Source organism: Micromonospora yasonensis (assembly GCF_026013475.1).
In the GTDB taxonomy this organism is placed as follows: domain Bacteria; phylum Actinomycetota; class Actinomycetes; order Mycobacteriales; family Micromonosporaceae; genus Micromonospora; species Micromonospora yasonensis.
The window spans coordinates 15,632-39,214 of the sequence record NZ_JAPDPH010000020.1 but is presented as its reverse complement, the minus strand read 5'-3'; the positions used below and the strand labels follow the sequence as shown (position 1 = coordinate 39,214).

At 70.2% G+C, this 23,583-nt stretch carries 21 protein-coding genes; 8 read left to right on the top strand and 13 right to left on the bottom strand.

The genetic code is table 11. The features are described from left to right. Positions 1–32 precede the first annotated feature (32 nt). From ONA70_RS07095 to ONA70_RS07080, 4 genes are all read left to right on the top strand, one after another. Complete coding sequence (locus ONA70_RS07095) at positions 33–443, top strand: (R)-mandelonitrile lyase (protein ID WP_265005525.1); 411 nt, start codon at positions 33–35, stop codon at positions 441–443. 69 nt (positions 444–512) lie between these two features. Continuing rightward, a complete protein-coding gene (locus tag ONA70_RS07090; protein ID WP_265005524.1) occupies positions 513–836 on the top strand; it encodes a carboxymuconolactone decarboxylase family protein in 324 nt (107 codons plus the stop codon). Positions 837–1,145: 309 nt separating this feature from the next. Then, positions 1,146–1,553 carry a DUF4345 domain-containing protein gene (locus ONA70_RS07085; RefSeq protein ID WP_265005523.1) on the top strand — a complete coding sequence of 136 codons (408 nt, stop codon included), beginning with the start codon at positions 1,146–1,148 and terminating at the stop codon, positions 1,551–1,553. Positions 1,554–1,741: 188 nt separating this feature from the next. Then, positions 1,742–3,289 (top strand): acyl-CoA synthetase, encoded by a 1,548-nt coding sequence (locus ONA70_RS07080; RefSeq protein WP_265005522.1) that lies wholly within the window; start codon positions 1,742–1,744, stop codon positions 3,287–3,289. Positions 3,290–3,402: 113 nt separating this feature from the next. On the opposite strand, the gene ONA70_RS07075 is transcribed toward ONA70_RS07080, so the two are convergent. The 3 genes from ONA70_RS07075 to ONA70_RS07065 all read right to left on the bottom strand — a co-directional run bounded on the left by ONA70_RS07075 (position 3,403) and on the right by ONA70_RS07065 (position 8,784). Next, on the bottom strand, positions 3,403–5,244 hold the full coding sequence (locus ONA70_RS07075) for a multicopper oxidase family protein (RefSeq protein WP_265005521.1): 1,842 nt from the start codon (positions 5,242–5,244) through the stop codon (positions 3,403–3,405). Positions 5,245–5,519: 275 nt separating this feature from the next. Next, positions 5,520–8,051 (bottom strand): cation-translocating P-type ATPase, encoded by a 2,532-nt coding sequence (locus ONA70_RS07070; RefSeq protein WP_265005520.1) that lies wholly within the window; start codon positions 8,049–8,051, stop codon positions 5,520–5,522. A gap of 31 nt (positions 8,052–8,082) precedes the next feature. Next, the gene (locus ONA70_RS07065; RefSeq protein ID WP_265005519.1) at positions 8,083–8,784 is read right to left on the bottom strand and encodes a Chromate resistance protein ChrB; all 702 of its coding nucleotides are present in this window, start codon (positions 8,782–8,784) and stop codon (positions 8,083–8,085) included. A gap of 188 nt (positions 8,785–8,972) precedes the next feature. On the opposite strand from ONA70_RS07065, the gene ONA70_RS07060 reads away from it, so the two are divergent. Together ONA70_RS07060 and ONA70_RS07055 are read left to right on the top strand one after the other, a co-directional pair. Next, on the top strand, positions 8,973–10,472 hold the full coding sequence (locus ONA70_RS07060; RefSeq protein ID WP_265005518.1) for an alkaline phosphatase: 1,500 nt from the start codon (positions 8,973–8,975) through the stop codon (positions 10,470–10,472). A gap of 71 nt (positions 10,473–10,543) precedes the next feature. Further along, the gene (locus tag ONA70_RS07055; RefSeq protein WP_265005517.1) at positions 10,544–11,062 is read left to right on the top strand and encodes a hypothetical protein; all 519 of its coding nucleotides are present in this window, start codon (positions 10,544–10,546) and stop codon (positions 11,060–11,062) included. 82 nt (positions 11,063–11,144) lie between these two features. Here ONA70_RS07055 and ONA70_RS07050 read toward each other — a convergent pair whose 3' ends face one another. After that, positions 11,145–11,423, bottom strand: a complete 279-nt coding sequence (locus tag ONA70_RS07050; RefSeq protein WP_265005516.1) for a hypothetical protein — start codon at positions 11,421–11,423, stop codon at positions 11,145–11,147. Between the two features lie 80 nt (positions 11,424–11,503). Between ONA70_RS07050 and ONA70_RS07045 the strand changes: the two genes are divergently transcribed. Beyond that, entirely contained in the window at positions 11,504–13,090 is a 1,587-nt protein-coding gene (locus tag ONA70_RS07045) for a hypothetical protein (protein WP_265005515.1), read from the top strand. Positions 13,091–13,439: 349 nt separating this feature from the next. Here the strand turns inward: ONA70_RS07045 and ONA70_RS07040 are convergent, their stop codons facing one another. After that, positions 13,440–14,009, bottom strand: a complete 570-nt coding sequence (locus tag ONA70_RS07040) for a hemerythrin domain-containing protein (protein ID WP_265005514.1) — start codon at positions 14,007–14,009, stop codon at positions 13,440–13,442. A 928-nt stretch (positions 14,010–14,937) separates the two neighbouring features. Here ONA70_RS07040 and ONA70_RS07035 point away from each other — a divergent pair. Further along, a complete protein-coding gene (locus ONA70_RS07035) occupies positions 14,938–15,738 on the top strand; it encodes an alpha/beta hydrolase (protein ID WP_265005513.1) in 801 nt (266 codons plus the stop codon). A 147-nt stretch (positions 15,739–15,885) separates the two neighbouring features. Here the strand turns inward: ONA70_RS07035 and ONA70_RS07030 are convergent, their stop codons facing one another. From ONA70_RS07030 to ONA70_RS06995, 8 genes are read right to left on the bottom strand one after another with little or no spacing between them, the layout of a single operon-like run. Next, positions 15,886–16,914: an alcohol dehydrogenase catalytic domain-containing protein gene (locus ONA70_RS07030; protein WP_265005512.1), complete on the bottom strand. Its 1,029-nt coding sequence runs from the start codon at positions 16,912–16,914 to the stop codon at positions 15,886–15,888. After that, on the bottom strand, positions 16,901–17,551 hold the full coding sequence (locus tag ONA70_RS07025; RefSeq protein WP_265005511.1) for a GntR family transcriptional regulator: 651 nt from the start codon (positions 17,549–17,551) through the stop codon (positions 16,901–16,903). Before ONA70_RS07025 ends, ONA70_RS07030 begins: the two co-directional genes overlap by 14 nt. Then, complete coding sequence (locus ONA70_RS07020; RefSeq protein ID WP_265005539.1) at positions 17,548–18,453, bottom strand: 2-deoxy-5-keto-D-gluconate 6-phosphate aldolase domain-containing protein; 906 nt, start codon at positions 18,451–18,453, stop codon at positions 17,548–17,550. The genes ONA70_RS07025 and ONA70_RS07020 overlap by 4 nt, the downstream gene beginning before the upstream one ends. Further along, positions 18,405–19,403, bottom strand: a complete 999-nt coding sequence (locus ONA70_RS07015) for an alcohol dehydrogenase catalytic domain-containing protein (RefSeq protein ID WP_265005510.1) — start codon at positions 19,401–19,403, stop codon at positions 18,405–18,407. Before ONA70_RS07015 ends, ONA70_RS07020 begins: the two co-directional genes overlap by 49 nt. Further along, on the bottom strand, positions 19,400–20,215 hold the full coding sequence (locus ONA70_RS07010; RefSeq protein WP_265005509.1) for a carbohydrate ABC transporter permease: 816 nt from the start codon (positions 20,213–20,215) through the stop codon (positions 19,400–19,402). Before ONA70_RS07010 ends, ONA70_RS07015 begins: the two co-directional genes overlap by 4 nt. Continuing rightward, positions 20,212–21,165, bottom strand: coding sequence for a carbohydrate ABC transporter permease (locus ONA70_RS07005; protein ID WP_265005508.1), 954 nt, complete (start codon positions 21,163–21,165; stop codon positions 20,212–20,214). The genes ONA70_RS07010 and ONA70_RS07005 overlap by 4 nt, the downstream gene beginning before the upstream one ends. A gap of 5 nt (positions 21,166–21,170) precedes the next feature. After that, complete coding sequence (locus ONA70_RS07000; protein WP_265005507.1) at positions 21,171–22,466, bottom strand: ABC transporter substrate-binding protein; 1,296 nt, start codon at positions 22,464–22,466, stop codon at positions 21,171–21,173. Between the two features lie 11 nt (positions 22,467–22,477). Further along, positions 22,478–23,581, bottom strand: a complete 1,104-nt coding sequence (locus ONA70_RS06995) for a 6-phosphofructokinase (RefSeq protein ID WP_265005506.1) — start codon at positions 23,579–23,581, stop codon at positions 22,478–22,480. Positions 23,582–23,583 lie beyond the last annotated feature (2 nt).

Genomic DNA, 23,583 nt, shown 5'->3' with positions numbered 1-23,583 from the left:
ACTGGCGTCGTCGACCCACACAGGAGGACACCTTGGAGATTCTGAGTACGCAGCCGTCGGTCAAGGGACCGGCCGACTGGTTCACCGGCGACGTCTGGTTCGACCAGATCGTTCCCATGGCCGGGCCGTCCATCGGCCGGTGCAACGCGGTGCACTTCGCCCCCGGCGCCCGCACTGCCTGGCACCGGCACGCCAACGGGCAACTGTTGCACGTCACCGAGGGCATCGGGCTGACCCAGTCGCGCGGAGGCGAGGTCGTCGTCATTCGCCCGGGCGACACCGTCTGGTGCCCGCCCGGTGAGTGGCACTGGCACGGCGCCGCCCCCGACCACTTCATGACCCACCTGGCCATCTGGGACGGCCTCGCCCCAGGACAGGACGGGCCGGAAACGCAGTGGGGCGAGCACGTGACCGACGACGAGTACGGCCGGCCGCCCGCGTGACCACGTGCCGTCGGCCGCGTCGTCCCGCGGCCGGCGGCCCGCCAATCGACCAGCAGGAGGAGGACGGGGATGTCCGAAACCGCTCAGCAGAGCGCCGCCCAGAAGATGCTCGGAACCTTCGCGCCCAAGCTCGTCTCCCTCACCGACGACGTGCTCTTCGCCGACGTCTGGGAACGCGCCGACCTCGCGCCGCGCGACCGCAGCCTGATCACCATCGCGGCCCTGGTCGCTGGTAGCAACAGCGAACAGTTGCCGTTCCACCTCAACCTCGGCAAGCAGAACGGCCTCACCCAGGCCGAGATCGTCGAGGCGATCACCCACCTGGCGTTCTACACCGGATGGCCCCGGGCCATGTCCGCCGTAGCGGCGGCCAAGCAGACCTTCGAGGGCTGACCGTGGCACCAGCCGGATCAGGTTGTGGGAGACCCGGCAGCCGATATCCATTGTCGGCAAAGGGCCTGACCCATGGCGAGATCGCCGCGCGGCTGGCCGAGGTGACGGCACCGAGGTGTCCAGGCAGACCACCTCACCGTCGCGGGCCGCGAGCGGGATGGCTGGTGGCAGAGCCGGCCCTCGACCGGGGTCGGGTCACCGACACACAGGCAACTGGCGGCACGCGGCGCACCGCCATAGAGTGACGACGTCGGTCTATGCGTGCCTACGAACACAACGGCGGGGGCGATGGCGGGGCGGAGAGCACTCATGGTCGTGCTGGCGGTACTCGCCACGGTGCCCGTCGTATCGGGGCTGGCGGGGCTCCTCATCGGGCCGGCCTTCATACCCGGCGGCGCGTCGACCCCGGTCAGCGTCGACAACAACTACCGCTTCATCGACGCCTACTGGCTGGCGGCCGGCGTCGGGCTCTGGTGGTCACTGTTCCGGCTCGAGGAGCGGGCGATCGTCACCCGGGCGATCCTCGTGATCGCGGTTGTCGGCGGGTTCGGCCGGCTGATGTCGGTCCTGGCCGTGGGCTGGCCGAATCCAGTGTTCGGGACCGCGTTGGTGTTGGAACTCGTCGCGCTGCCGCTCGTCGTCTGGTGGCACGCCCGGGTCGTCCGCGCCGGCGAGAGGCAGCACGAGCCGGCTAAGGAAGCACAACTGGTGGAGTGAGCGCCAGTCACCGATGCCAGCGAAGAGCCGTGGTGGGATGACCGCTGTCCAACACATGCCTCCAGTTCGGACGAACGAGGGTTCACTCAGCAATCGGTGTGCCTTGACTGTGTATACACACGAGGGCAATATGTCGGCACCGTTCTCGTAGCGGGATTCACAAGCTGAGGCGAAGGGCGAGGCATCTGATGTACGTCGCTCAATCCCTGCACCGCGCGGTCCAGCAGAGCCCGGACCGCCTGCTCACGATCTTCGGTGACCGGACCCGCACCGTGGCCGAGTCCGCCGGCCGCGTGGCGCGCTTCGCCGGCGCGCTGCGGGCGCTGGGGGTGCAGCGCGGAGACCGAGTCGGCATCCTGGCGCTGAACAGCGACCGCTACCACGAGTTCCTGCTCGCCGTGCCGTGGGCGGATGCGGTGGTGAACCTGGTGAACATCCGGTGGAGCCGGAGCGAGGTGGCCTATTCGCTGGTCGACTGCGGGACCAACGTTTTGTTGGTCGACGACATGTTTGCCGCCGCGGTGCCGGCGCTGCGCGAAAAGGCTCCCAACCTGGCGACGGTGATCTTCTGCGGCGACGGCGAGACGCCCGATGGGATGCTGAACTCCGAAGACCTGATCGCCGCCCACGAGCCGGTCGAGGACGCCCGCCGCGGCGGCGACGATCTCTACGGCGTCTTCTACACCGGCGGCACCACCGGCCACCCCAAGGGTGTCATGCTCAGCCACCGCAGCATGCTCACCTCGGCCATGGGAACGCTGGCCACTCTCGATGCGATCTCCCGCGGCGGCAACCTGCTCCACGCGGCCCCGATGTTCCACGTGGCCGACGTCGCCGTCTGGATCATGGGGATGCTGACCGGGTCGACCCATGTCATCGTGCCGGCCTTCACCCCCGCCGGCGTGGTCAACGCGATCCTCCGGCACCGCGTCACCGACGCCCTGCTGGTGCCGACGATGATCCAGTTGCTGGCCGACTCGCCCGAGGCGGCCGAGGCGGACCTGACCACCGTCCGGCGGCTCATCTACGGCGCCTCCCCGATCTCCGAAGCGGTGCTGCAGCGGGCCCGCAGGAAGCTGGCGAACACCGCGTTCACCCAGGCCTACGGGATGACCGAGGTCGCTCCGGTCGCCACTTTGTTGACTCCGGCCGACCACGACGACCCGGTCCTGGCCCGCTCCGGTGGCCGCGCCGCGGCCCACTCGGAGGTGCGCATCGTCGACGCCGAGGACAACGAGGTGCCGCGCGGCGTGGTCGGCGAGATCATCGTGCGCGGTGACCACGTCATGCAGGGCTACTGGAACAGACCCGAGGAGACCGCCGCCGCGCTCCGTGGCGGGTGGATGCACACCGGCGACGGCGGCTACATGGACGAGCGGGGCTATGTGTTCGTCGTCGACCGGATCAAGGACATGATCATCACGGGCGGGGAGAACGTCTACTCCGCCGAGGTCGAGAACGCCCTCGCCAATCATCCGGTGGTCCAGCAGTGCGCCGTGATCGGCGTACCGGATGACAACTGGGGCGAACGCGTCCACGCTGTGGTCGTGCTGATACCGGGCGCCACCGTCAGCCCGGAGGAACTGCGGGACTTCTGCCGCGACCGCATCGCCAACTACAAGCTGCCCCGAAGCGTCAGCTTCGTGGAGGCCCTGCCGGTCTCCGGCGCCGGCAAGATCCTCAAGCGCGAACTGCGCAAGCAGCACTGGGCCGACACCGACCGAGCCGTCCACTGAGCAGGAAGATCAGTGCCCCTACTCGGACAGCGGTAGAGAGAGCGGTCGCGGAGGGTGCCTGCCAGCGTCGAGTCGCGTGACGGGTTCGCCTCGGGCGACGCCTCGCCGCAGGCCTATTCCGGGTGGTTGGCGGTGCCGTGCCCCGTCTGGAACGGCGTGGTGATGCCCGCGTAGCCCAGGTGCAGGATCATGCCGTTGGCGGCGTGTTCGAGGTTGTGACAGTGGTCCATCCAGATCCCCGGGTTGTCCGCCCGGAACGCCACCCGGTAGGTCTCGCCTGGCCCGACGTCGAGGGTGTCGACCCACCACGGGCTCCCGCTCGTGGGCCGGCCGTCCCGGCTCAGCACCAGCATGTGGTGGCCGTGCAGGTGCATGGGGTGGTGCTGGCCGCTTCGGTTGACGTAGGTGACCTCGACCAGGTCACCGGGGGCGACCATGAGCATCGGCACGTCCGGGAACGACCGGTTGTTGAGTGTGTACCGCACTGCCGGGCGGCCGTCGTAGAAGCCCAGCCGCTCGTCGACGCGTAGCGTGAAGCGCCGGTCGACGTGGCTGGCCGCCCCGAACGGGGTGGCGGCGGGGGTGCCGTAGCGGGCGGGGTCCAGCAACGCCGGCGCCGGGCTTTCGCGGCCTGGACCGGCGTTCCCGTCGGGGCTGTAGACGATCGTCGGGCCGTCCGCGCGGAGAACAACCGGCTGGTCGGGCATGGTGAATGCCAGGTCGTAGCGGGACCCACCGCCGACCAGGATCCGCACGCCGTGGAGCACGTTCGGTTCGTGCACGTCGGTGCCGTCGATCGCGACGACCCGCAGCGGGGCGCCGGTCAGGGTGAAGGTGGCGGGGTTTCCGTCGGTGTTGACCAGCCGTAGCCGTACCTGCCGGCCGGCCGGCACCTGTCGCCGCTGCGCGCCGGTCGTCACGCCGAGGGACGCGACGCCGTCCTCGTCGATCCAGGTGTGCCGCAGCACCGTCTCATCGACGGCGTCGCTCTGCTCGGGCGCGTCGGCGGGCAGGACCACGAGCGCCCCGAACAGGCCCCGACGGACCTGGACCGAGGACATCTCGTGGGAGTGGTACCAGTATGTGCCGACCTGCGTGGCCCGAAACCGGTACACGAAACGGCCGCCCGGCGGGACCGCGTCCTGGGTCACCCCGGCCACGCCGTCCATCGCGTTGGGCACGTCCACGCCGTGCCAGTGCAGGGTCACCCCGACGCCGGGCAGCTGGTTGACCAGGGTCACCTCCACCAGGTCCCCTTGCCGGACCCGCAGCTGCGGGCCAGGAGTGACGCCGTTGAACGTCCACGCCTCCACCCGCTGGCCCGAGTCCAGCTCGACCGTGGCGGCCTGCGCGGTCAGGGTGAACCGGCGTGCCGGTACGCCCGCCGTGTCGGTGCCGGTCAACGTGGTCACACTGATACCGCCGTGGTGGGCATGGCCGATCGTGCTGCCGCCGGTGTCGACGGGGCTCCCGGTCATGCTGCTGCGCGCCGGTAACTGGCTGGCCGTGGACCATCCCACCAACACCGCAGCGGCCAGCGCGGCGCCGAGAGCGCCCTTCGCCGCCGTACGCCACCACCGGCCGGCCGACCGCCGACACCACCGGGCCCGCCGCCACACCGATCCCACCGCGGCAATGCCGAGCACACCGACACCGGTCACCGCGGCGCCGCCCGTGCCGACCAACTGCGCCGCGCTGGCCACCAGCACCACACCGGCCGCGACCATCGCCGCCCAGTAGTCGCCCGGCCAGGCGGCTACTCGCCCCTCACCAGCTGGCGATCGCAGCATCGGGCGCACCCACACCCCGTACCCCGCCGCGATCACCACCAGCGCCGGCACGACGAACACCAACCTCGGCCCGGCGAAGTCCCACCCGTCGCGCAGCAGAAGCAGCGCGGCAACCACCCGCAGCGCAGCCCCGCCGAGCAACAGCCCGAACAGCAGACGCCACATCCGCGAAGGCCCTGTGCCTGGCGAGGCCGGGAGACGCATCGCAGCCCAGAGCGCCGCCACGGCGGCGGGCACAGCCAGCAACGCGATCACCATGTCGGTGTAATGCACCCAGAGGAACACCTGTCACCCCTGCTCAACGTCGATGATCTGCCCGCCGCCACCGGACCATACCGTCATCATCGCGGGCGCCGTGAGCGCGCAAGCCGCTGCCAACCGGTGGGAACAGGCACCCTGCGCTGTCCTTCCCGGGAGCCGTCGCTTGGGTTGGGTTGCGGCTACAGGCGCCGGGACAATCGCAGCAGCCGCTCGATCGCGGTTGCGGCGGCGACCGCGAGGACGATCACCACGGCCACGGTGGCAACCTGGGCGCTGGCCAGCGGGGTGAGGTGGACCGGGCGGCCCGCAGCGGTGAGGGTCAGGAGCAGCCCGGCGGTGAGCGCGGCGACCGCCCAGGCCGGGAAGGCCGGGTTGGCCCGCCAGGACAGCCATGGCTGGGTGCGCAGCGTCCAGGCGATCAGGGCGTGTCCGGCCAGCCAGCCGAGTACGGCGCCGGAGCGGGCGGCTTCGGTTCCGACGTGGGTGAGCAGCAGGTAGCAGGGGAGGGTGGCGGCGGTGAGAGTCGCGGCGACGGCGAGGATCGCCGACAGCACCGACCGGTCGAGGAACCGGGCACCAGCCGGCCGGGGTGGCCGGCGCATCGCGTCGGGTGCCGCGGGTTCGGCCACGAACGCCACCGACGCGCCGAGGTCCATGAAGATCTCCAGCAGGACGATGTGGACCGGGGCGAACGGGATCGGCCATCCTCCGGCGAGCGCGGCCAGCAGCACGATCACGAGGGCGAGCTTGGCGCCGAGGTAGAAGGCGACCGCCCGGCGTAGTTGGGCGGAGATGTTGCGGCCCTTGCCGATCGCGGCCACCACGGTGGGGTAGGCGTCGTCGGTGAGCACGAGGTCGGCTGCGGCGCGGGCCAGATCGGCGCCACGTGCGCCCATGGCGATACCGACGTCGGCGGCGGCGAGGGCGGGGGCGTCGTTGGCGCCGTCTCCGGTCACCGCGACCACCTCGCCTCGCCGCTGTAGAACGTCGACGATGCGGTGTTTGGCGGCCGGGGTGGCGCGGGCGATCACCGTGCCGTGCACGAGGTGGGCGTCCAGGTCGGTGTCGGAGAGCTGGTCGAGGGTTTCGCCACTGCCGATCAGGTGCCCGGGCGGGAGCCCGGCCTGCGCGGCGATCGCGGCGGCGGTGGCGGGGTGGTCACCGGTGACCACGATCGTCTTCACCCCGGCGGCGGTCAGATCGGCGGCGGCTTGCGGCACCCCGTCGCGCAGGGGATCGGCGAACCAGGCCACCCCCACATAGGTGAGCCCGCTCGCCGCGCTGTCCTGGTCGGCCGGAACCCCGGTGGTCTCCTGACGGGCGAAGGCGATGACCCGCATGCCCTGCCGGGAAAGCTCACCCACCCGCGTCTCGACGGCGGTCCGCTGCTCGGGCGGCAGGTCGCAGCGGGGGAGAAGCTGCTCCGGCGCGCCGGCCACCGACACCACGACCGCACCGGTGCCGTCGGCGTGCTGGTGGGCGCGGGCGACCAGCTTGCGGACCGGGTCGAACGGGAACGCCGCCACCTCGTCGACCGGTGGCGTGACGCCGGCTTCGACGGCCGCGGTGGCGAGCTGTTCCTCCAGGGGTTCGCGGCCGTGCCCGGCGGGCGGCTGGGTGGCCACCGCCACGGCGAGGACCTGGCTGCGATCACCGTCGATGCCGGCCAGGGTGAGCCGGTTCTCGGTCAGGGTGCCGGTCTTGTCGGTCACCACGGCCGTGACCGCGCCGAGGGTTTCCCCGGCCTTGAGCCGGCGCAGCAGGGCACCCCGACGGGCGAGTTGCCGGCCACCGACGGCCAGCAGGACGACGACGAGGATGGGCAGTTCTTCGGGGACGGTGGCGAACGCGACGGTCAACCCGGACAGGAGCATGTCCCGCCACGGCTGCCCGGCCAGCACGCCTACCAGGGGGACCAGGACGCTGGCGGCGACGGCGAGGACCAGCACGGCGCGGGCCAGCTGGGACAGCGCCTTCTGCAGTCCGGTGGGTGGCTCCTTGGCGTCGGTGACCAGCCTGCCGATACGCCCCAGCTCACTGTCGGCGCCGATGGCGACCACGACCGCGGTGGCTTCCCCGGCAACCACCGGGCTGCCCGCGTAGATCATGCTGGAACGTTCGGCCAGGTCCGTCGTCCCGGCGACCGGCTCACCGGATTTGCCGGCGGGCTGGGCCTCCCCGGTCAGGGTGGACTCGTCGGTCTTCAGCCCGGCGGCGGACAGCACCCGGGCGTCGGCGGGCACGATGTCTCCCGCCTCGATGATGATCACGTCACCGGGCACCAGCTCGGCCGCCGGGACCTGAACCCGACCCTGGGGGGTGATCAGCCGGGCGGCGGGGGCGCTCATCTGACGCAGGGCGTCGATCGCCTTGGCGGCGCGCATCTCGGTAGCCGTCTCCAGCACCGCCACGGTGGCGATCACCGCTGCGATCACCAGCGCGTCGGACAGTTCGCCGAACACGGCCGACAGTGCCGCCACCGCGATCAGGAGCAGCTGCAGCGGCTCGGTCAAGGACTCGGCCAGTTCGGCCGGCCACCGCTTGGGCTTGCGGGTGCGTACGGCGTTGGCCCCGTACCGCGCCCGGCGCGCCACCCGCTCCGGCTCGGCCAGCCCTTCCACCGTGGCGTTCAGTCGCGACAACACCGCCACGGTGTCCAAGGCGTGCCAGGGGGTCTGCTCACCTTCGGCAGCTTGCGACAACGCGGTCATGACCAGTCCCTCTCGCCTCGCCCTTGGGCACTCATGCCGTGCCTCCCTGGCGGGGGCCGCGGGACTTGCGGGCCCGCCCCGCGCGTACACCGGTGCCCGGCGGGTCGCCGGCCACCAACCGCAACCGGCCCGCCCCGGCCGCCTGCTCCGACCCGCCCTCGCCAGCGGGTAGGGCCTCGGCGGACAACGCTGCGTGCTCAAACGCGGCGAGGGCCTGCTCGCACTCGGCGAGCGCAGCGCGGGCGGCCTCACCGCCTGGGGCGCCAAAGTAATCCCGAGCGGAGATCTTTCCCAGCCAGGTCTTGAACCGGTCCAGGTCCGCCTCGGACTCCTCCACCTCGGCGTAGGTGGCCCGGCCCCGCCTGGTCTCCAGCTCGATCTCGGTCAGGAACGCCGGCGTGCGCTCCACCACCTCGGCGTACTCGACATCACGGGCCGCGTTGAACTCCGCGACGAGGTCGTCGTACTCGGCCCGCTCGGGCAACTCCACGGTCAGCATCCGCGCGGTCCCGCCCTCGGCGCGGACCCGAGCCACCAGCCGGCGCAACTCCCTGAGCACCCCGTCCCGAGCCGGCAGCAGACATACCGACTGCTGCACATACACCGCCCCCAACGAGCGCAGCTTCCGCCACACCTGCATCCGCAGGCTCGCCGACCCGCCCGCAGTCGACGCCGCGACCACCACGAACCGCTCCACACCCACCTCCACCTGCTGGCGTTGCAACCGTAACATCGAGTAGTAGCGAAGGTTACACGGGCCTCGCTGGGGGTGCCGACCTGAGGCTCAGGAATGCCCCGTGAGCTGTGAGTTCACCGTCCGCTTGAGCTGTGGTCATCCGGACAGCCGCGGGCGTTTGTTGACCCGGCCTACCTTCCGCATTCGGCGCCGACTGGCGCCTGTCCTGCTGTGAGGGGAAGTTCATGTCCACTCGTATCCGCACGGGTTCGGCTGCGGCGGCGGTCGTGCTGTTGGCTGGTGCTGTTGGCACCGGCGTCGTCAGCAGCACGTCCGCGACCGCCGCGGGCGGCAGCAACGGTCGGGTCAAGAACGTCATCTACCTGCTCGGCGACGGTATGGGGCGTACCCACGTCACCGCCGCGCGCGAGCGCTTCTACGGTGCCGCGGGGCACCTGGCGATGGAGACCATGCCGGTCGTGGGGCAGGTCAGCACCTACGCGGTGGAGAAGAACTCCGGCCAGCCCGGCGCTGCCGATTTCGTCCCGAACTACGTCACCGACTCCGCATCGGCGGCGACGGCGTGGGCATCGGGAGTCAAGACCTACAACGCCGCCCTCGGCATCGACGGCAAGGGGAAGGTCGTTCCTACGGCGATGGAGCTGGCCAAACAGGCCGGCTACCGCACCGGGAACGTGTCCACCGCCGAGATCACCGACGCGACCCCGGCCGGCCAGATGAGTCACGCCCTGGCGCGCGGCTGCCAGGGTCCCAGCTACTCCGACGCGGCCTGCCAGGACACCAAGGTCACCGGTGCCCTGCTGCCCACGTCTGATGTTCGGGTCACCCCGATCGCGGACCAGATCGCCCGTAACGGCACCGCCGATGTCATTCTCGGCGGTGGACTGGCGCGGTTCGACGCCGCGGACGAGAAGGCCCTGCAGGAGCAGGGTTACACCGTGCTGGGTTCGCCGGCCAGCCAGGCCGTGGCCACCCGCGGCAACCTGGCCTCGGCGCAGGGCGACAAGGTGTTCGGGTTGTTCAACAAGGGCAACCTGACCATTGAGAAGTACAAGCGGGAGCACCCGGACTCGCCGCAGGCCGCGGAGCCGTCGCTGCCGGAGATGACCAGCAAGGCCATCGACCTGCTGGCTGGCAACAACGGCGGTGGCAAGGGCTTCTACCTGCAGGTCGAGGGCGCGCTGATCGACAAGCGGTCACACGCCAACGACGCGGCCCAGACGCTGGAGGAGATGAAGGCGTTCGACGACGCGGTGAAGGTGGCGTTGGACTTCGCCAAGCGCGACGGGCACACCCTGGTCATCGTCACCGCCGACCACGAGTGCGCCGGGTTCAACATCATCGAGAAGGGCAGCTTCACCAACGCGGAGGCCGCCGCCCCGCCGGTGAACGTCGACGGCGGCAACACGGCCAACAACTCCACCCCCACCCGACCGGGTGGCAACGTCAAGGACCCGAACCGGTCGACCGGCATCGTCAACGGCGCCGGGGCCTCGGATCCGCGGAACTTCGCCCCGGCCACGTTCCGCACCCCGGATGATCCCGCCGCGGTTCGCGACGGGTCGCCGGAGGCCAGCCTGTGGCTCACCTACCTGTCCGGCAACCACACCGGCGCCGACGTGCCGGTGTTCGCCTACGGCTCGGGTGCTGAGGCGATGGCCGGCAGCATCGACAACACGGACCTGTTCACCGTCGTCGGCCGGGCCCTCGGCCTGGCTGGCTGAGCACCTCCGCCACGGGTGGGTCGGAAGCCAACCCGGCTTCCGACCCACCCGTTCCACCTGAGGAGAACCCCGTGCAGAACAAACGTGTTCTCACCCTGGCTGGTCTTCTGGTCGCCGTGGGGCTCGTCGCCACCACGGCCTGCTCCGACCAGCACGGCGCCGCGCAGGCTCCGGCCCCTGCCGCAGCGGTGAAGACCGCCTTTCCCGGGCTGACGCCTGCGTCCGGTGAGCCGACGCTGGACGGACTGAGCCAGCAGCATCCTGCCCCCGGTACCGTCGCCACCGTTCCCGGCCCCTTCGACGACCGCTTCGACTTCGCCGACCTGACCCTGAACCGCGACGCAGTCAGCGGATCGATCAAGGTCACCAGCGACGTCAGTGAAATCCTGGAGCTGCAAGTCATTGCCGGGCTCTACGACAGCAACGGGCAACTACTGCACACTGGCCGGTTCGTCTACCACCGCACTGAGGACGGGCACGACCACCAGGCACCTGAGGAACTGGAGACGTTCAGCATCGCCCTCCCCAGCCAGCTTCACGGCCGAGTGGCATCCGCAGCGGTGGGTGTCCCCGTCCTGGTGAACGAGTAGCCCAATGTGTTGAGGGCGAGCGTGCGGAAGGCCCCAGCACGACAGCCAGCGACCCGCACGTCCGCCCGAGCCTCCCCGTGCGTCAGCCGGCGGTCAGCTTGGCATCGCCGCGTGCCCGGCAGTACTGCACGTTGTCGATCTTGTTTATCGGGCTGTACTCCACGGAGTGCCGGTCGATACGCTCGTCGGAGAACGTCGGGCCGTCGACGCCGTGCGTGCGCGTGTAGCGCGCCACGCCGTCGTCGCCGGTCGTCGCCTTGCCGACCACTCGCCCGACCGTCTGCTCGCCCGTCCGGCCGACCGCGATGAAGTAGACCAGCTCGGCTCCCTGGAGTGGCCTGCCGCCCGCCGTGCTATGCATCGAGGTCTCTAAATATAGAGGTTCTTGACAGGCTGCGTTCGGAGGGCGCAGTGTGATCGAAAAGAGGGGAGCCCAGAGACATGAGGAAGCAGCTGACTGCCTTGTCTTCGGCTTTGGTCTTAGGCCTCGCCGGCCTCACGGTGAGCCCGATTCCGGCGGCGCCTGCAGCACATGCAGCCACCGGCCCCATCGTGGTCGGGATCCACGACGGCTCGATCAACAACTGCGACAACGGCGAGCATTGGGTGAACGGGACTGCCCCGCCGGTAAACGGCCCAGCCGCTCAGCAGGTAATGCTCAACGCGAGCCCGAACCCCGTGGACGGCCAGGGATGGTGGGCCGGCCTGCACTCCGGCACCGTGCGGGTCAGCGTCCCGTGGGATATCGCGCTGCCGTACTCGGCAAATGCCTCGGTCGTGACCCAGTACGACCCGCCGGGCAGCCAGTGGGCAGCGGTTCATCTGCAGGCGCTCAAGAACGAGCAGGCGTGCCTGGACTGGTGGCTTGACGCGGCCAGGAAGGTCGGGGTCGCCGCACAGATCGCGTTCAAGCCCGACTACAACTACCGCAACCTCAATCCTGGCGCTCTCGATTCCCGCATCCCGTACAACGCGATCCTGGCGCCCTCGATCGACAACTACCGGAAGGCCATCACCGCGTTCACGGACGAGTACAGCCTGTGCCGCTACGGCTCGGACGCGACCGGCAACAGTTGCGTGCTGCTCAGCGGTCCCGTCGGGCCGCCACCTGGCGGCAGCGGCGCGTGTGCCTCGAATCCGTGCGGTGCGCGGGTGCACATCATCGCCCCGTGGGGCGAGCCGGACTTCGCCAGCGACCAGACCGCGGGCAACGCGCTCGGGTCGATCCCGGCCAGCCCGCAGAAGTTCTACCTCCCGTTCGGCGGGAACCTGCTCTCCACCGCCCAATGCACGGCGAACGGGACTGCGAGCACGAACACGAACTGGTGCGGCCCGGTCCTGGCGGCCCAGTACTACATGGCGGTGCTCAACATCTGCGGTACCGGGTGTCAGCTCACCTCCGGCCCAGCCGCCAACCAGCTCAACAGTGGCATCGTGGCCGGCGACTACAGCGGCGGGGTTGGCTCCCAGACCGCACCGGTCACAGGAACCGACGGGGTGACCACCAGCCAGGCGTATTGGCGCACGTACGCCCAGCACCTGAACAACTGTGCCGGCTGCGCCGGGGTCAGGCCCTGGACCTGGGGTGTCCACCCCTACCCGGACGTGTCCGACTTCGAGTACTGCACCGGAAACCCGGGTAACTCGTACCCGCCGCCGAACTATCGCTCGAAGACCGTTCAGATGGCGACCAACCTCGCCAACATCGGCTATGGCTCGAACACCCGCATCTGGCTGAACGAGATCTCCGTCTACCACGCCACCTCGTACAACCCACCGAGCGGCTGCCAAGCCAATCCCAGTTCCACCTTCACCGGGCGCCGGCAGGCTTATGCCTTCCTCTTCCTTGACGGGGTGAACGGCCAGAACCTGCCCGGGCAGGTTCCGGCTGGCTATCCGCAGGTGGACAGGCTCTACTACATGCGCGCCTTCACTGGTTCGGCGCCGGACGCCACCTATATTCACCCTGGCGTTTTCGACTGTCTTTATCAGTCGATACACGCCCAGGCAGTGAGCTCTTCTTGTTGAACGCACAGCGGCCGGCCCTGGGAACCAGCGAGTCCAGGGCCGGTCGGTCAGTGCGTGACCTTGAACCACCGAGGCTCGGCAGGTGATCGGCATGGCTGGACCTGCCAAGACAACTGAGCGCTGCTCATAACCCGCATTCCCTTGTGCTTCCGGGAACCGGCGAGGCGTCCGTGTGCCGGGTGGAATGTTAGGGTCTCGACGTGGCCTTACCCCTTACCAAGGATCTTGCCGCCGGATGCACCGCCCTGATCGTCGTCGACCTGATGCCGCGCATCGTCGAGCAGGACCTGGGCCCTCACAAGGGCGCCGATGTCGTGGCCCGAGCGAGCCGGCTGGTAGCAGCGCGGGGTCAGCCCGTGTGGGCTTGCCGCCAGTCCCGCACCGCGTCTCGCATCCTGTCGAAGATCGCCACAGGTGGCCCGACGAGCATGTTGCCTACCGCGGACTGCCCGGCGGCCGGGTGGGGGCGGGTCGGCGCGATGGCTTCTGCGGCACGGACGGCGCCGGCCATGCGGCGTAGGGTGTTGGCGTCGGTGTTGCGGCGCAGGGCTGGAAACTCTTCCTGCTCTTCATGGGTGGCGTGAGCCAGGACCGCTTTCTCGAACTCGGCGAACTTGGCGTCGAAGCTCGGCGCGTCCACGCCGAGGTCGTACAGGCCGGACAGGACGTGCTTGGCCTCGCCCTCCTCGCGCAGGCGGGCGTCCACCACGGCGTCGCCCGCATCGTCACGGGCGGAAGGGTGGACGACCTCCTCCTCGGCGCTTTCGTGTACGGCAAGAAGCCGGACGAGCTGCTGGAATGCCTGTCGCTTCTGCTCGCTGCCCTGAGCCGCCTTGACCTGGGCGAATAGCGACTTGATCTCGTTGTGCTGGCTGAGCAGCAGGTCGATGACGTCCTGCTTCTGGGCTGCTGCCGTCACGGCGGACCTCCCGGCTGTTGACGTTGGGGATAGTGGCGAGATACCCGGCAACGGAGTACGTATGCAACGGTCACGATTGGGGGAGTGGACCCACCTGGCCGCTGCTTGTACGGCGTACCGTTTCGGCTGCCTCATCGGGGGTTTGACCGGCGATGTCCTGCAACCAGATGAGGGACTCGATGCCGGTCGCGGAGCGGATGGCGACGGCGAGTTGGTGCCGGTCGATGTCGGGATGGCTGTGCTGTAGCGGCGCGAGGGCATCTTCGATCCAGGCGATGGCCCGACCCCGGCGTAGCAGTGGGCATTGCTCGGTCTGGACCTGCTGGTGTCCTGGCTGTTCGAGTGAGAGTCGCAGCGCGGACTGCAGTTACGGCGCCCACTGGGGGTTGTATCGGGTGAATGCGGCCATGAAGGCGTCGAGTCGTGCGCGGGGGTCGCTGGGTCGCGGACGCACGTTCGCAGGGCAAATCCCCCAGGCTGAACCAGAGGTCAGCCGGTCGGGAGAGCGACGCAGGGAATGCCAGACGCTACCAGCTACGCTCAGCCCGGCTGGCACCTGCCGGGGACTCCGTCGGCCCAGGCGTGCAGGGCGTCCCGGTCGGCTGCGCTGTCGAGGTTGAGGGCCGCCGCGCAGGGCGCCACCGTCCATCAGCAGGGGCACGGTGGACCGCACGTGCCGTACGAGTCGATGGGCGGAACGGCGTGCTCACGTCCTCGGGGAGTGCCGGTAGATGCTCGCCCACGCTCCACACCGTAGCGGCCTGTTCGCCGGTCCGTCACCGCCGTGTCGGGCAACACTGACATCCGTCGAGCAGGTGATACTGAGCGGGTGGACCCCAGCCGGCTCCACCCGCAAGCGCGGGCGGCGATGCAAGTCCAGCAGCGTGTCCCGCTCACCCGAGCGAATCTGCCGGCGGCACGCCTCAGCATGATCCAGGCAACCCCGGCCGAGGTGGGCAGCGCACCGGCGATCCGGTCCGTGGTGGCCGTCGATGCCGGCGGCGTGCCCGCTCGCCTCTACCGCGACGCCGATCACGACGCGATGCCGGTCGTCCTCTATGCGCACGGCGGAGGCTGGGTGATGGGCAACGTGGAAACCCACGACGGGCTGTGCCGGCGCCTGGCGGCCGCGTCCGGCTGGGCCGTGCTCTCCGTCGACTACCGGCTCGCACCCGAGCATCCGTACCCGGCAGCCGTGGACGACATGGCGCGCGCGCTCATCTGGCTGCGCGGGCCTGAGGCGGCCCGACACGGCCTCGACCCGAGCCGGATAGCCGTGGCCGGCGACTCCGTGGGAGGACACCTGGCGGCGGTGACCGCTCGGCGTGCCCGGGACGCGGGAATCCGTCTCGCGGGACAGATCCTCATCTGCCCGGTCATCGACCCCGCAGCCGACTATCCAGACCTGGACGAGTACGGCCTGGACCGCGAGGAGATGCGGTTCTTCTGGGACGCGGTCGCCCCACCCGACGTGGACCGTACACAGCCGGATCTGGATCCACTGCGGGCCGACCTCACCGGCCTGCCCCCCGCCGTGGTCATCACCGCCGAGCTCGACCTGTTGTCCGCCGAGGGGGAACGGTATGCGGCCGGGCTGCTGGCGGCCGGCGTTCCCGTCACCGCAGCCCGGTACCAGGGGCTCATCCACAACTTCCCGCGGAAGCTGGCCCTGTTCGACGCCGCCCATGTCGCCCTGGCCCAGATGGCCGCCGCGTTGACCCGTTGGTGAATGGCAGGTGCGTGCCGAAGCCTTGCCGATCCTGGGCGATCTCCTTGAGCATGCGCGACCGCGGGTCCTCCGTAACGGTCGCGATCAGGTAGCCGGAGGGGCTGCGACCTGCAGCCCCTCCGCTGCGTGTCCGTCAGCGGTGGGCCGTCAACCCCGTGCGGCGGCGATGCCGTGCGGGGCGATGAACACCTTGTCGGCCGTGCCGGTCCGCTGTGCTTCGAGGGCCGCCGGTAGCTGGTCCAGGCCGTAGAAGGCGGGCCGCAGCCGGTCCAGGCCCAGGGTTGGCAGCATCTGCACCGCGCGATGGTGCGTGTACGGGTTGATCACCGCACCGACGAGCGTCAGCTCCCGCGCGAAAATCTCGTTGGGGCGTACCCGGGCCTCGTCGTCGGGCCGGGCCACCCCGAAGACGAGGATCCGACCACCGCGCGACGACGCGGTGATCGCCGACTCCAGGATCCGGCCGGAGCCGACCGCGTCGATCACGTGCGGAAAGCCGAGCCCGTCGGTCAGCGCGATCGCCTCGTCCAGCGACGCCGGGTCGAGGGCGGCGTCCGCGCCCATCCGCAGGGCGGCCTCCCGCCGGTCGGCGCGCGGGTCCAGCACCACGACCGGCGCGAGCCCGCGGGCCTTGGCGAGGGCGACCATCATCGCCCCGGCCGGTCCCGCGCCGAAGATGAGGATCGGCAGGCCCGAGCGCGGGTTCAGCTGGTCCATCCCGTGCAGGCAACAGGCGAGCGGCTCGGTCAGCGCCCCGATCCACGGCGGCGTCGCGTCCGGCAGCCGGTACGCGATCCGCGCCGGCACCGTCATCCGCTCGGTCATGCCGCCGTCAAGCTTCACGCCGTACCCCCGCTTGCTGTCGCAGAGGTGTTCCTGCCCGAGGCGGCAGTAGGTACAGCGGGTGCAGTAGTCGTGCGGTTCGACGGTGACCAGGTCGCCGACGGTGAGCCCGTCGACCGCCGCACCCACCTCGGTGATCCGGCCGCACACCTCATGGCCGAGCACGACCTGCGGCGCGGCGGCGAAGCTGCCGGCGACGATGTGGCTGTCGGTGCCGCAGACGCCGACTGCGAGGGGCGCGATCGCCACTTCCGCCGGGCCGAGCGGCGCCGGCTCGGACTTGAGCAGCCGTACGTCGCCGGTGCCGAAGAAGCGGGCCTCAGTCAGCAGCACGGAGCAACTCCTTCAGTCGGTGGATGTGTGCGCGGGCGGCTTCCTCGGCGGCTTCCGGGTCACCGGAGCCGATGGCCTCGAAGATGGCCTGGTGGTCGTGAACGGCCTGGACCATGCCGCCGGTCAGGCTGGTGGAGCGCATCGCCACCAGGACCCGGCTCTGGACGCCGTCGAGCATCCGGGACAGCACTGGGCTCTTCGCCGCCTGCCGGATCTCCCGGTGGAAGGCCGCGTCCAGCTCGATGTGGCGGGCGAAGTCGCCCTGCTCCGCGACCGTGCGGTGCTCGGTGAGCAGCGCGAGCAGGCTACGCCGCAGCGCTGCCTCGTATTTCTCCGTCGCCAGCCGGGCCACCGCTCCTTCCAGGACCTCGCGGGCCTCGTACAGGCTGACCAGCTCCGCGCGGGAGATGCGGGCGACCTCCGCGCCACGGTTCATCGTCTCGGCGGCCAGGTTCTCCTGGACGAGCCGGATCACCGCGTCCCGGACCGGGCTGCGGCTGACCCGGAACTCCTCGGCGAGGGCCGGGACGCTCAGCCGCGTGCCCGGCCGCAGCTCACCGGAGATGATCCGGTCGCGAAGGGTCTTGTAGAGCACTTCACCGACGCGCTGCGGGTCGGCCTGAAGAGAGCTGGTCACTGAAGGAACGTCCCTGCGAAGTGGCGGTAGTTGGCAGCGACCGCCGCGATCGCCTCGGGCCGCGTCAAGTCGCCGGCCAGAAGTCCGCGCAGCGAGTCCCACCAGATGCTACGGCCGATCGCGAAGCCGGTGAACCCGTTGGCGGCGGCGTCGGTGAGCCAACCGTCGACTGTGACCCTCGGTGCGTTCGCGCCCAGCAGGATGCACTCGCCGCCGGTCTGCGCGGCCAGGTCGGCGGCGGTCCGGTAGTGCTCCGGCGCGCTGAGGTGCTCCAGCTTCCAGACGTCGACGGGTACCTCCTCGACGATCTCCGCCATCGCCCGGTGGATGAGCCCGGGCCGCACCTCGGTGTCGAACACCTCGCTCGGGATGGTCCGCTGCTCGGGTGTCGGCGGCACGAGCAGCTCGAAGAGGAACCGGCCCCCGGAGTCCCGGACCGCCTGCGAGACCTTGGCCAGCCGGGACCGCTGCTCGCGGTTGTCCGACGCCGACCCCTCGACGTTGTAGCGGACCAGCACCTTGGGGAACTCGGGTCGGAAGTGGGCGAGGAACGCCGGCAGGTCGACCGGCTCGGTCTCGTACACGTCGCAGCCACCGCGCTCGACCGGCATGCTCAGCCTGACCTGATGGGCCCGGGCCCGCTCGGGTACCCCCGCGCCGAGTTGCTCGTCGACGAGGATGCCGGCGTGCGCGGCCAGGCGCGGCTCGGCTTCGAGGGCGGCGAGCAGTCCTTCGAGGACCATGTGCTTGCCGTCGGTGATCGCCGCGCGCTCCGCCGGCAGCGCGGTGGCGGTGTGGCCGTACAGGGCCTGGGTGAGCCAGGGACGCTGGTCGACGGCGAGGATCAACAGGCTCATCGGGTTACCTCCGACACGAGATGGGCGTCCGCCGACACGATGCAGGGCTTGACGTAGTCGCCGGCCACGAAGCGGGCGAACGCTTCGGGCAGCTCGGGCAGGGTGAGGGGTTTGACGATGAGGTCGCGCAGCGACGCGCCCATGACGCGCAGCAGGTCCCAGTTCGCCTCGACCTCGTTGATCGGGAAGTAGAAGGACCGGACGGTGTAGCAGTCGGTCCGCCGCCAGCGCGGCGTCGCGGGCATCGTGTACGGCTCGTTCGACTCGCCGAGCGCGACGACCGTGCCGCCGGGTCGGACCACCCGCTGTGCCGTCTCCCGGGCCGCGTTCGCGCCGCTGACCTCGACGACCATGTCGTACTGGTTCTCGGCGGTCAGGTCACCGGCGGGCGTGGCGCCGAGTGTCGCCGCGGCCTCGAGGCGAGTGGGATTGGGGTCGAAGGCGTCCACGGCGATCCCCATGGCCTGGGCGACCGCGACGACACCGAGGCCGAGGGGCCCAGCGCCGACGACCAGCGCGCGGTCCACCGTGTCCTGCGTCCGCAGCGCCAGCCGCAGGGCGTGCGCGGCAGTGCCGACCGTGTCGAGCCCGAGGACCGCGACCGACAGCGGGATGTCGTCCGGCACCGGCAGGACGCACCGCGCCGGGACGTCGACGTGTTCGGCGAAACCGCCGTCCCGCTGCCAGCCGATCAGCTGCGACAGGTTCAGGCACTGGTTGGTGCGGCCGGCGGCGCAGCGCAGGCACGTACCGCAGAAGACCGGGATGTAGACGATCCCGCGCGTACCCTCGGGCAGTGCTCCGCCGACGACCGTGCCCCCGATCTCGTGGCCCGGAACGACGGTCGAGCCGCTCTGCAGCAGCCGCTTGTCCGACCCGCAGAGCGCGCAGACGTCGACCCGCAGGCGTACGTCGCCCTCGGCGACGTCGCCGAGCGTGACCTTCTCGAACGTGATCTCGCCGTTGCCCTGGAAGCGGGCTCTCGTGGACGTCACTTGACGGCTCCTCCGGTGATGCCGCGGACCAGCCAGCGCTGCGCGAAGATCGTCAGCAGCAGGGCGGGCGCGGAGATGAGCGTGCTCGCGGCCATCAGGCCGCCGAAGTCGTTGGATCCCTGGCCGATGAAGTTGAACGCGATGACGGTCAGCGGCAGCGTCCGCTCGTTCGCCAGGGCCAGCGCGAAGAGGAAGTAGTTCCAGCTGAAGATGAAGCTCAGCGTCAGCGCGACCGACAGCCCGGGCAGGGCCAGCGGCAGCGCGATCCGGCGGAACCGCTGCCAGGCGTTCGCGCCGTCGATCAGCGTCGACTCCTCGATGCTGATCGGGATCTCCTCGAAGAACGGCACCAGCAGCCAGATGCACAGCGGCAGCGTGATGATCAGGTGCGCGACGATCAGCAGCGCGTAGTTGAGTGCCACGCTGTCCGGGCCACCGATGCGGATCGAGAGCACGAACAGCGGCAGCACGAACAGCACGCCGGGCGCCATGCGGGCCAGCAGCGTGACGAAGCCCAGCGCGGCCAACTTGCGGCGCACGATCACGTACGCGGCCGGCGCGCCGAGCACGAGCCCGAGGATCGTCGACCCGCCGGCCACGATGAAGCTGTTGGCGATGTAGCGGCCGAACTCGAAGCGCTCGAAGAGGTTGGTGAAGTTCTCCAGCGTCAGCGGTGACGCGATGTTGAACAGCGAGCCGGTGATGTCGACGTTGTTGCGCAGCGACGACCAGAGCATGAAGAGCACCGGGCCGAAGAAGATGACCGCGAAGACGAGGTATGCGGCGTACACGCCGCCGAGCCGCTTGGTCATCGCGAGGCCCGCTGCCGGAACCAGGTGAACCCGCCCGCGATCATGATCACCAGGACGAGCAGGGCGACCTGCAGGGCGGCCGCGTAGCTCGGCTCGTGGTCGACGAAGCCGGCGTTGTAGCCGTACACGTTGAGGGTGTTCGTGGAGTTCACCGGACCCCCCTGGGTCATGATGTAGATCGTGTCGAAGAAGCGCACGAGGTCCACCGTGCGCAGCAGCATCGCCACCGTGAGCACCGGGCGCAGGAGCGGGAGGCCGACGTTCCAGGCCGTACGCCAGCCGCTCGCCCCGTCCAGCGCGGCGGCCTCGAACGGCTCCTCGGGCAGCGACCGGATCCCGGCCGAGATGATCAGCGCCATGAACGGCGTCCACTGCCAGATGTCGACCAGGGCGATGGACCAGGGCGCGATGTCCGGGTCGCCGAGCCACACCACCGGGTCGATACCCACCTTGGCGAGGATCTGGTTGGCCGCGCCCAGCGACGGGTCCATGATCAGCAGCCAGACCAGGCCGACCGCGACCGATGCCGTGATCGCCGGGACCAGCATCATGCCCTGGAAGATCCGCCGGCCCGGCACGTCCAGGCTCATCACGTAGCCCAGGGCCAGCCCGAGGACGGTCTCCACCAGCAGGCAGACCACGAAGAGGAACAGCGTGACCTTCAGCGAGTTCCAGAACTGCGGGTTGCCGAACATCTCGGCGTAGTTGGCGAACCCGAGGAACCCCGAGTTCGTCCCGTCGGACTGCCGGTCACTGACGGAGAGCCAGATCGTGTACGCGACCGGCACCAGCACGAGCACGGCCGTGACCAGCACGGCCGGCAGCGCGAACGGCCACACGCCCCGGGCCGTCGGGTCGACCCGGCGGCGACGCGGGGGCGGCGCCCCCGCCCCCGGCCCCGCGTTGGCGGAGCCGGAGGCGGCGGGCGACTTCGTCATCAGGTCGCTCATGAGACTTATCCGGCGTTCTTCGCCAGCAGCGGGGTGAGGCCGTCCTGGATCTCCTTGGCCGCGGCGTTGGCGTCCGCCTGGCCGAGGATCACCTTGCCGACGGCGTCGCCGACGACCTTGCGCATCTCAGGGGCGGCGACACCGACCGGGCCGACCTCGGTGGAGCCGTTCGCCTGTACGTTGGCGAGCGCCTTGCTCCACTCCTTCAGCGTCTCGGTGTTCAGCGTGTCGGTGTACGCCTTGTCCTGCGCGACCGAGGTCCGCGGCGGAGCGATGCCGTCCGCGGTCAGCTTGAGCTGGGTGGCCTTGCCGGTCGCCCACTCGATGAACTTCCAGGCCGCGTCCTTGTGCTTCGAGTACGAGGACATCGCGACGCCCCAGTTCAGCACGGTCGACTTCGAGCCCGCCGAGCCGGCCGGGAAGTCCAGCACGCCGATCTTGCCGACCACCTTCGAGGTCTTCGGGTCGTTGATGCTGCTGATCTCGTTGGTGGACTCCAGCTCCATCGCCGCGTTGCCGGCCGCGAACAGCGCCGAGGACTGGGTGAAGGTGTTGTTGACGACGCCGGGCGGGCCGTATTCCTTGGCGAGGGTCGCGTACCGGTTGATCGCGTCGGCGGCGCCGGGGTTGTCGAAGTTCGGGGTGCCGTCCGGCTTGGTCCACTCCACGCCCTGGGAGTGCAGGAACGGGCCGAAGGTGAACGGCAGGGCGGCGGACTGGCCGCGCAGCGCGATCGGAGTGACCTTGCCCCCGGACTTCTGCTTGATCGCGGCGGCGACGGTGGGCAGCTCGTCGAGGGTCTTCGGCGGTGTGATGCCGTACTGCTTGAACAGGTCCGTCCGGTAGTAGAGGACGACACCCTCGACGTTCACCGGCGCGGCGATCATCTTGTCCTGGATCGTCATGCCGGTCTTGACCGCGGCCGGGAAGTCGGCGGCGTCGTACGTGGCGGACTTGCTCATGTAGTCGTCGAGCGGAGCGTAGTAGCCGGCCTTGCTGAACTGCAGGCCCTCGCGCGACGGCAGCGTCATGAAGACATCCATGGCGGAGCTGTGCGACTGCAGGTTCAGCGAAATCTTGTCGCGCGCCTGCTGCTCGGCGAAGGTCTGCACCTTCACCTTGACGCCCGAGGCCTTCTCGAACTCGGGGATCAGGGGCTCGATGGCCTTCTGCCACGGGTGGTTGGACATGACGACGGAGATCTCGTTGGCGCTGCCGCCCGAGTCGCCGCCGCCGCAGCCGGCGGCGAGCCCGCCGACGAGGGCCAGGGCGAACCCGGCACTCAAGATCTTGTTTCGCATCCTTGTGCCTTTCAGTTCTTACCGAGGAGTGGAGAGAGCCAGTCGTGGAACTCGCCGAGGTCGGCGGGATTGGTGGTGCGCCACCGCGGCGGTACGGGCCGGGTCCGGCCGGCCACCTCCGCGAGCGGCACCGGGTCGTACCCGGTCTCGCCGGCGCTGCGGTGCAGGCCGACCATCAGTCCGGTGGCACGGTCGGCCAGCAGCTTCGCCGCGTGCCGCCCTGCCTCCGCCGCCTCCGCCCGGTCGACGTCGCTGGCGAGCGCCCCGCTGCTGCGCTGGACCATGCCGAGCACCTCGCCGCGGGCGGCGACACCGAGCTCCGCGCTCACCAGCCCGGCCAGCGCCCGGGAGACGCCGCCGAGGATGATCCGGGTGTGGTTGACCGCCTCGAACGGATCGTCGGTCAACTCGCTCGCCGCGCCTTCGCTGACGACCACGAACGCCCGCCCGTGTGCGCGCAGGGCATCCTGCACGGCGGTGAGGAACGCCGCGCGGTCGAAGGCGAGCTCCGGGATCAGGACCAGGTGCGGCGCGTACGCCGGATCGTCGCGGTGCCAGGTCGCGGCGAGGGCCAGCCAGCCCACCGAGCGGCCGAGGGTCTCCACGATGCGGACCGGTTCGATGCCCGACATCGCCGCGTGGTCGCGGGCGAGGTCCGGGACGACCTTGGTGAGGTAGCGCGCGGCGGAGCCGTATCCGGGACAGTGGTCGATACCGACCAGGTCGTTGTCCACGGTCTTCGGGATTCCGACGACGCTCAGCTCGCGCCCGGTCGCGGCGGCCCGGTTCGCGAGGGCGTGCAGCAGCGCCATCGTCCCGTTGCCGCCGATCAGCGCCACGCCTTCGACACCGTTGGCGGTCAGGACGTCGAGTGCGGTGTCGAGGTCCGTTTCGGTGACCGCCCGCCGCCCGGCGCCGAGCCAGGATCCGCCGTGCCGGGTCACGGCGGCCGGTACGTCGGCGGCGGTGACCGGGGTGAGCCGGCCCTCGACCAGGCCGTCCGGGCCGCCCCGCAGCGCCAGCACGTCGTGGTCCGCCGCCGCCTCGAGGAAGCCGCGGAGGCTGGCGTTGACGACGCTGGTCGGTGCGCCGGTCTGTCCGATGAGCAGGCGCATCG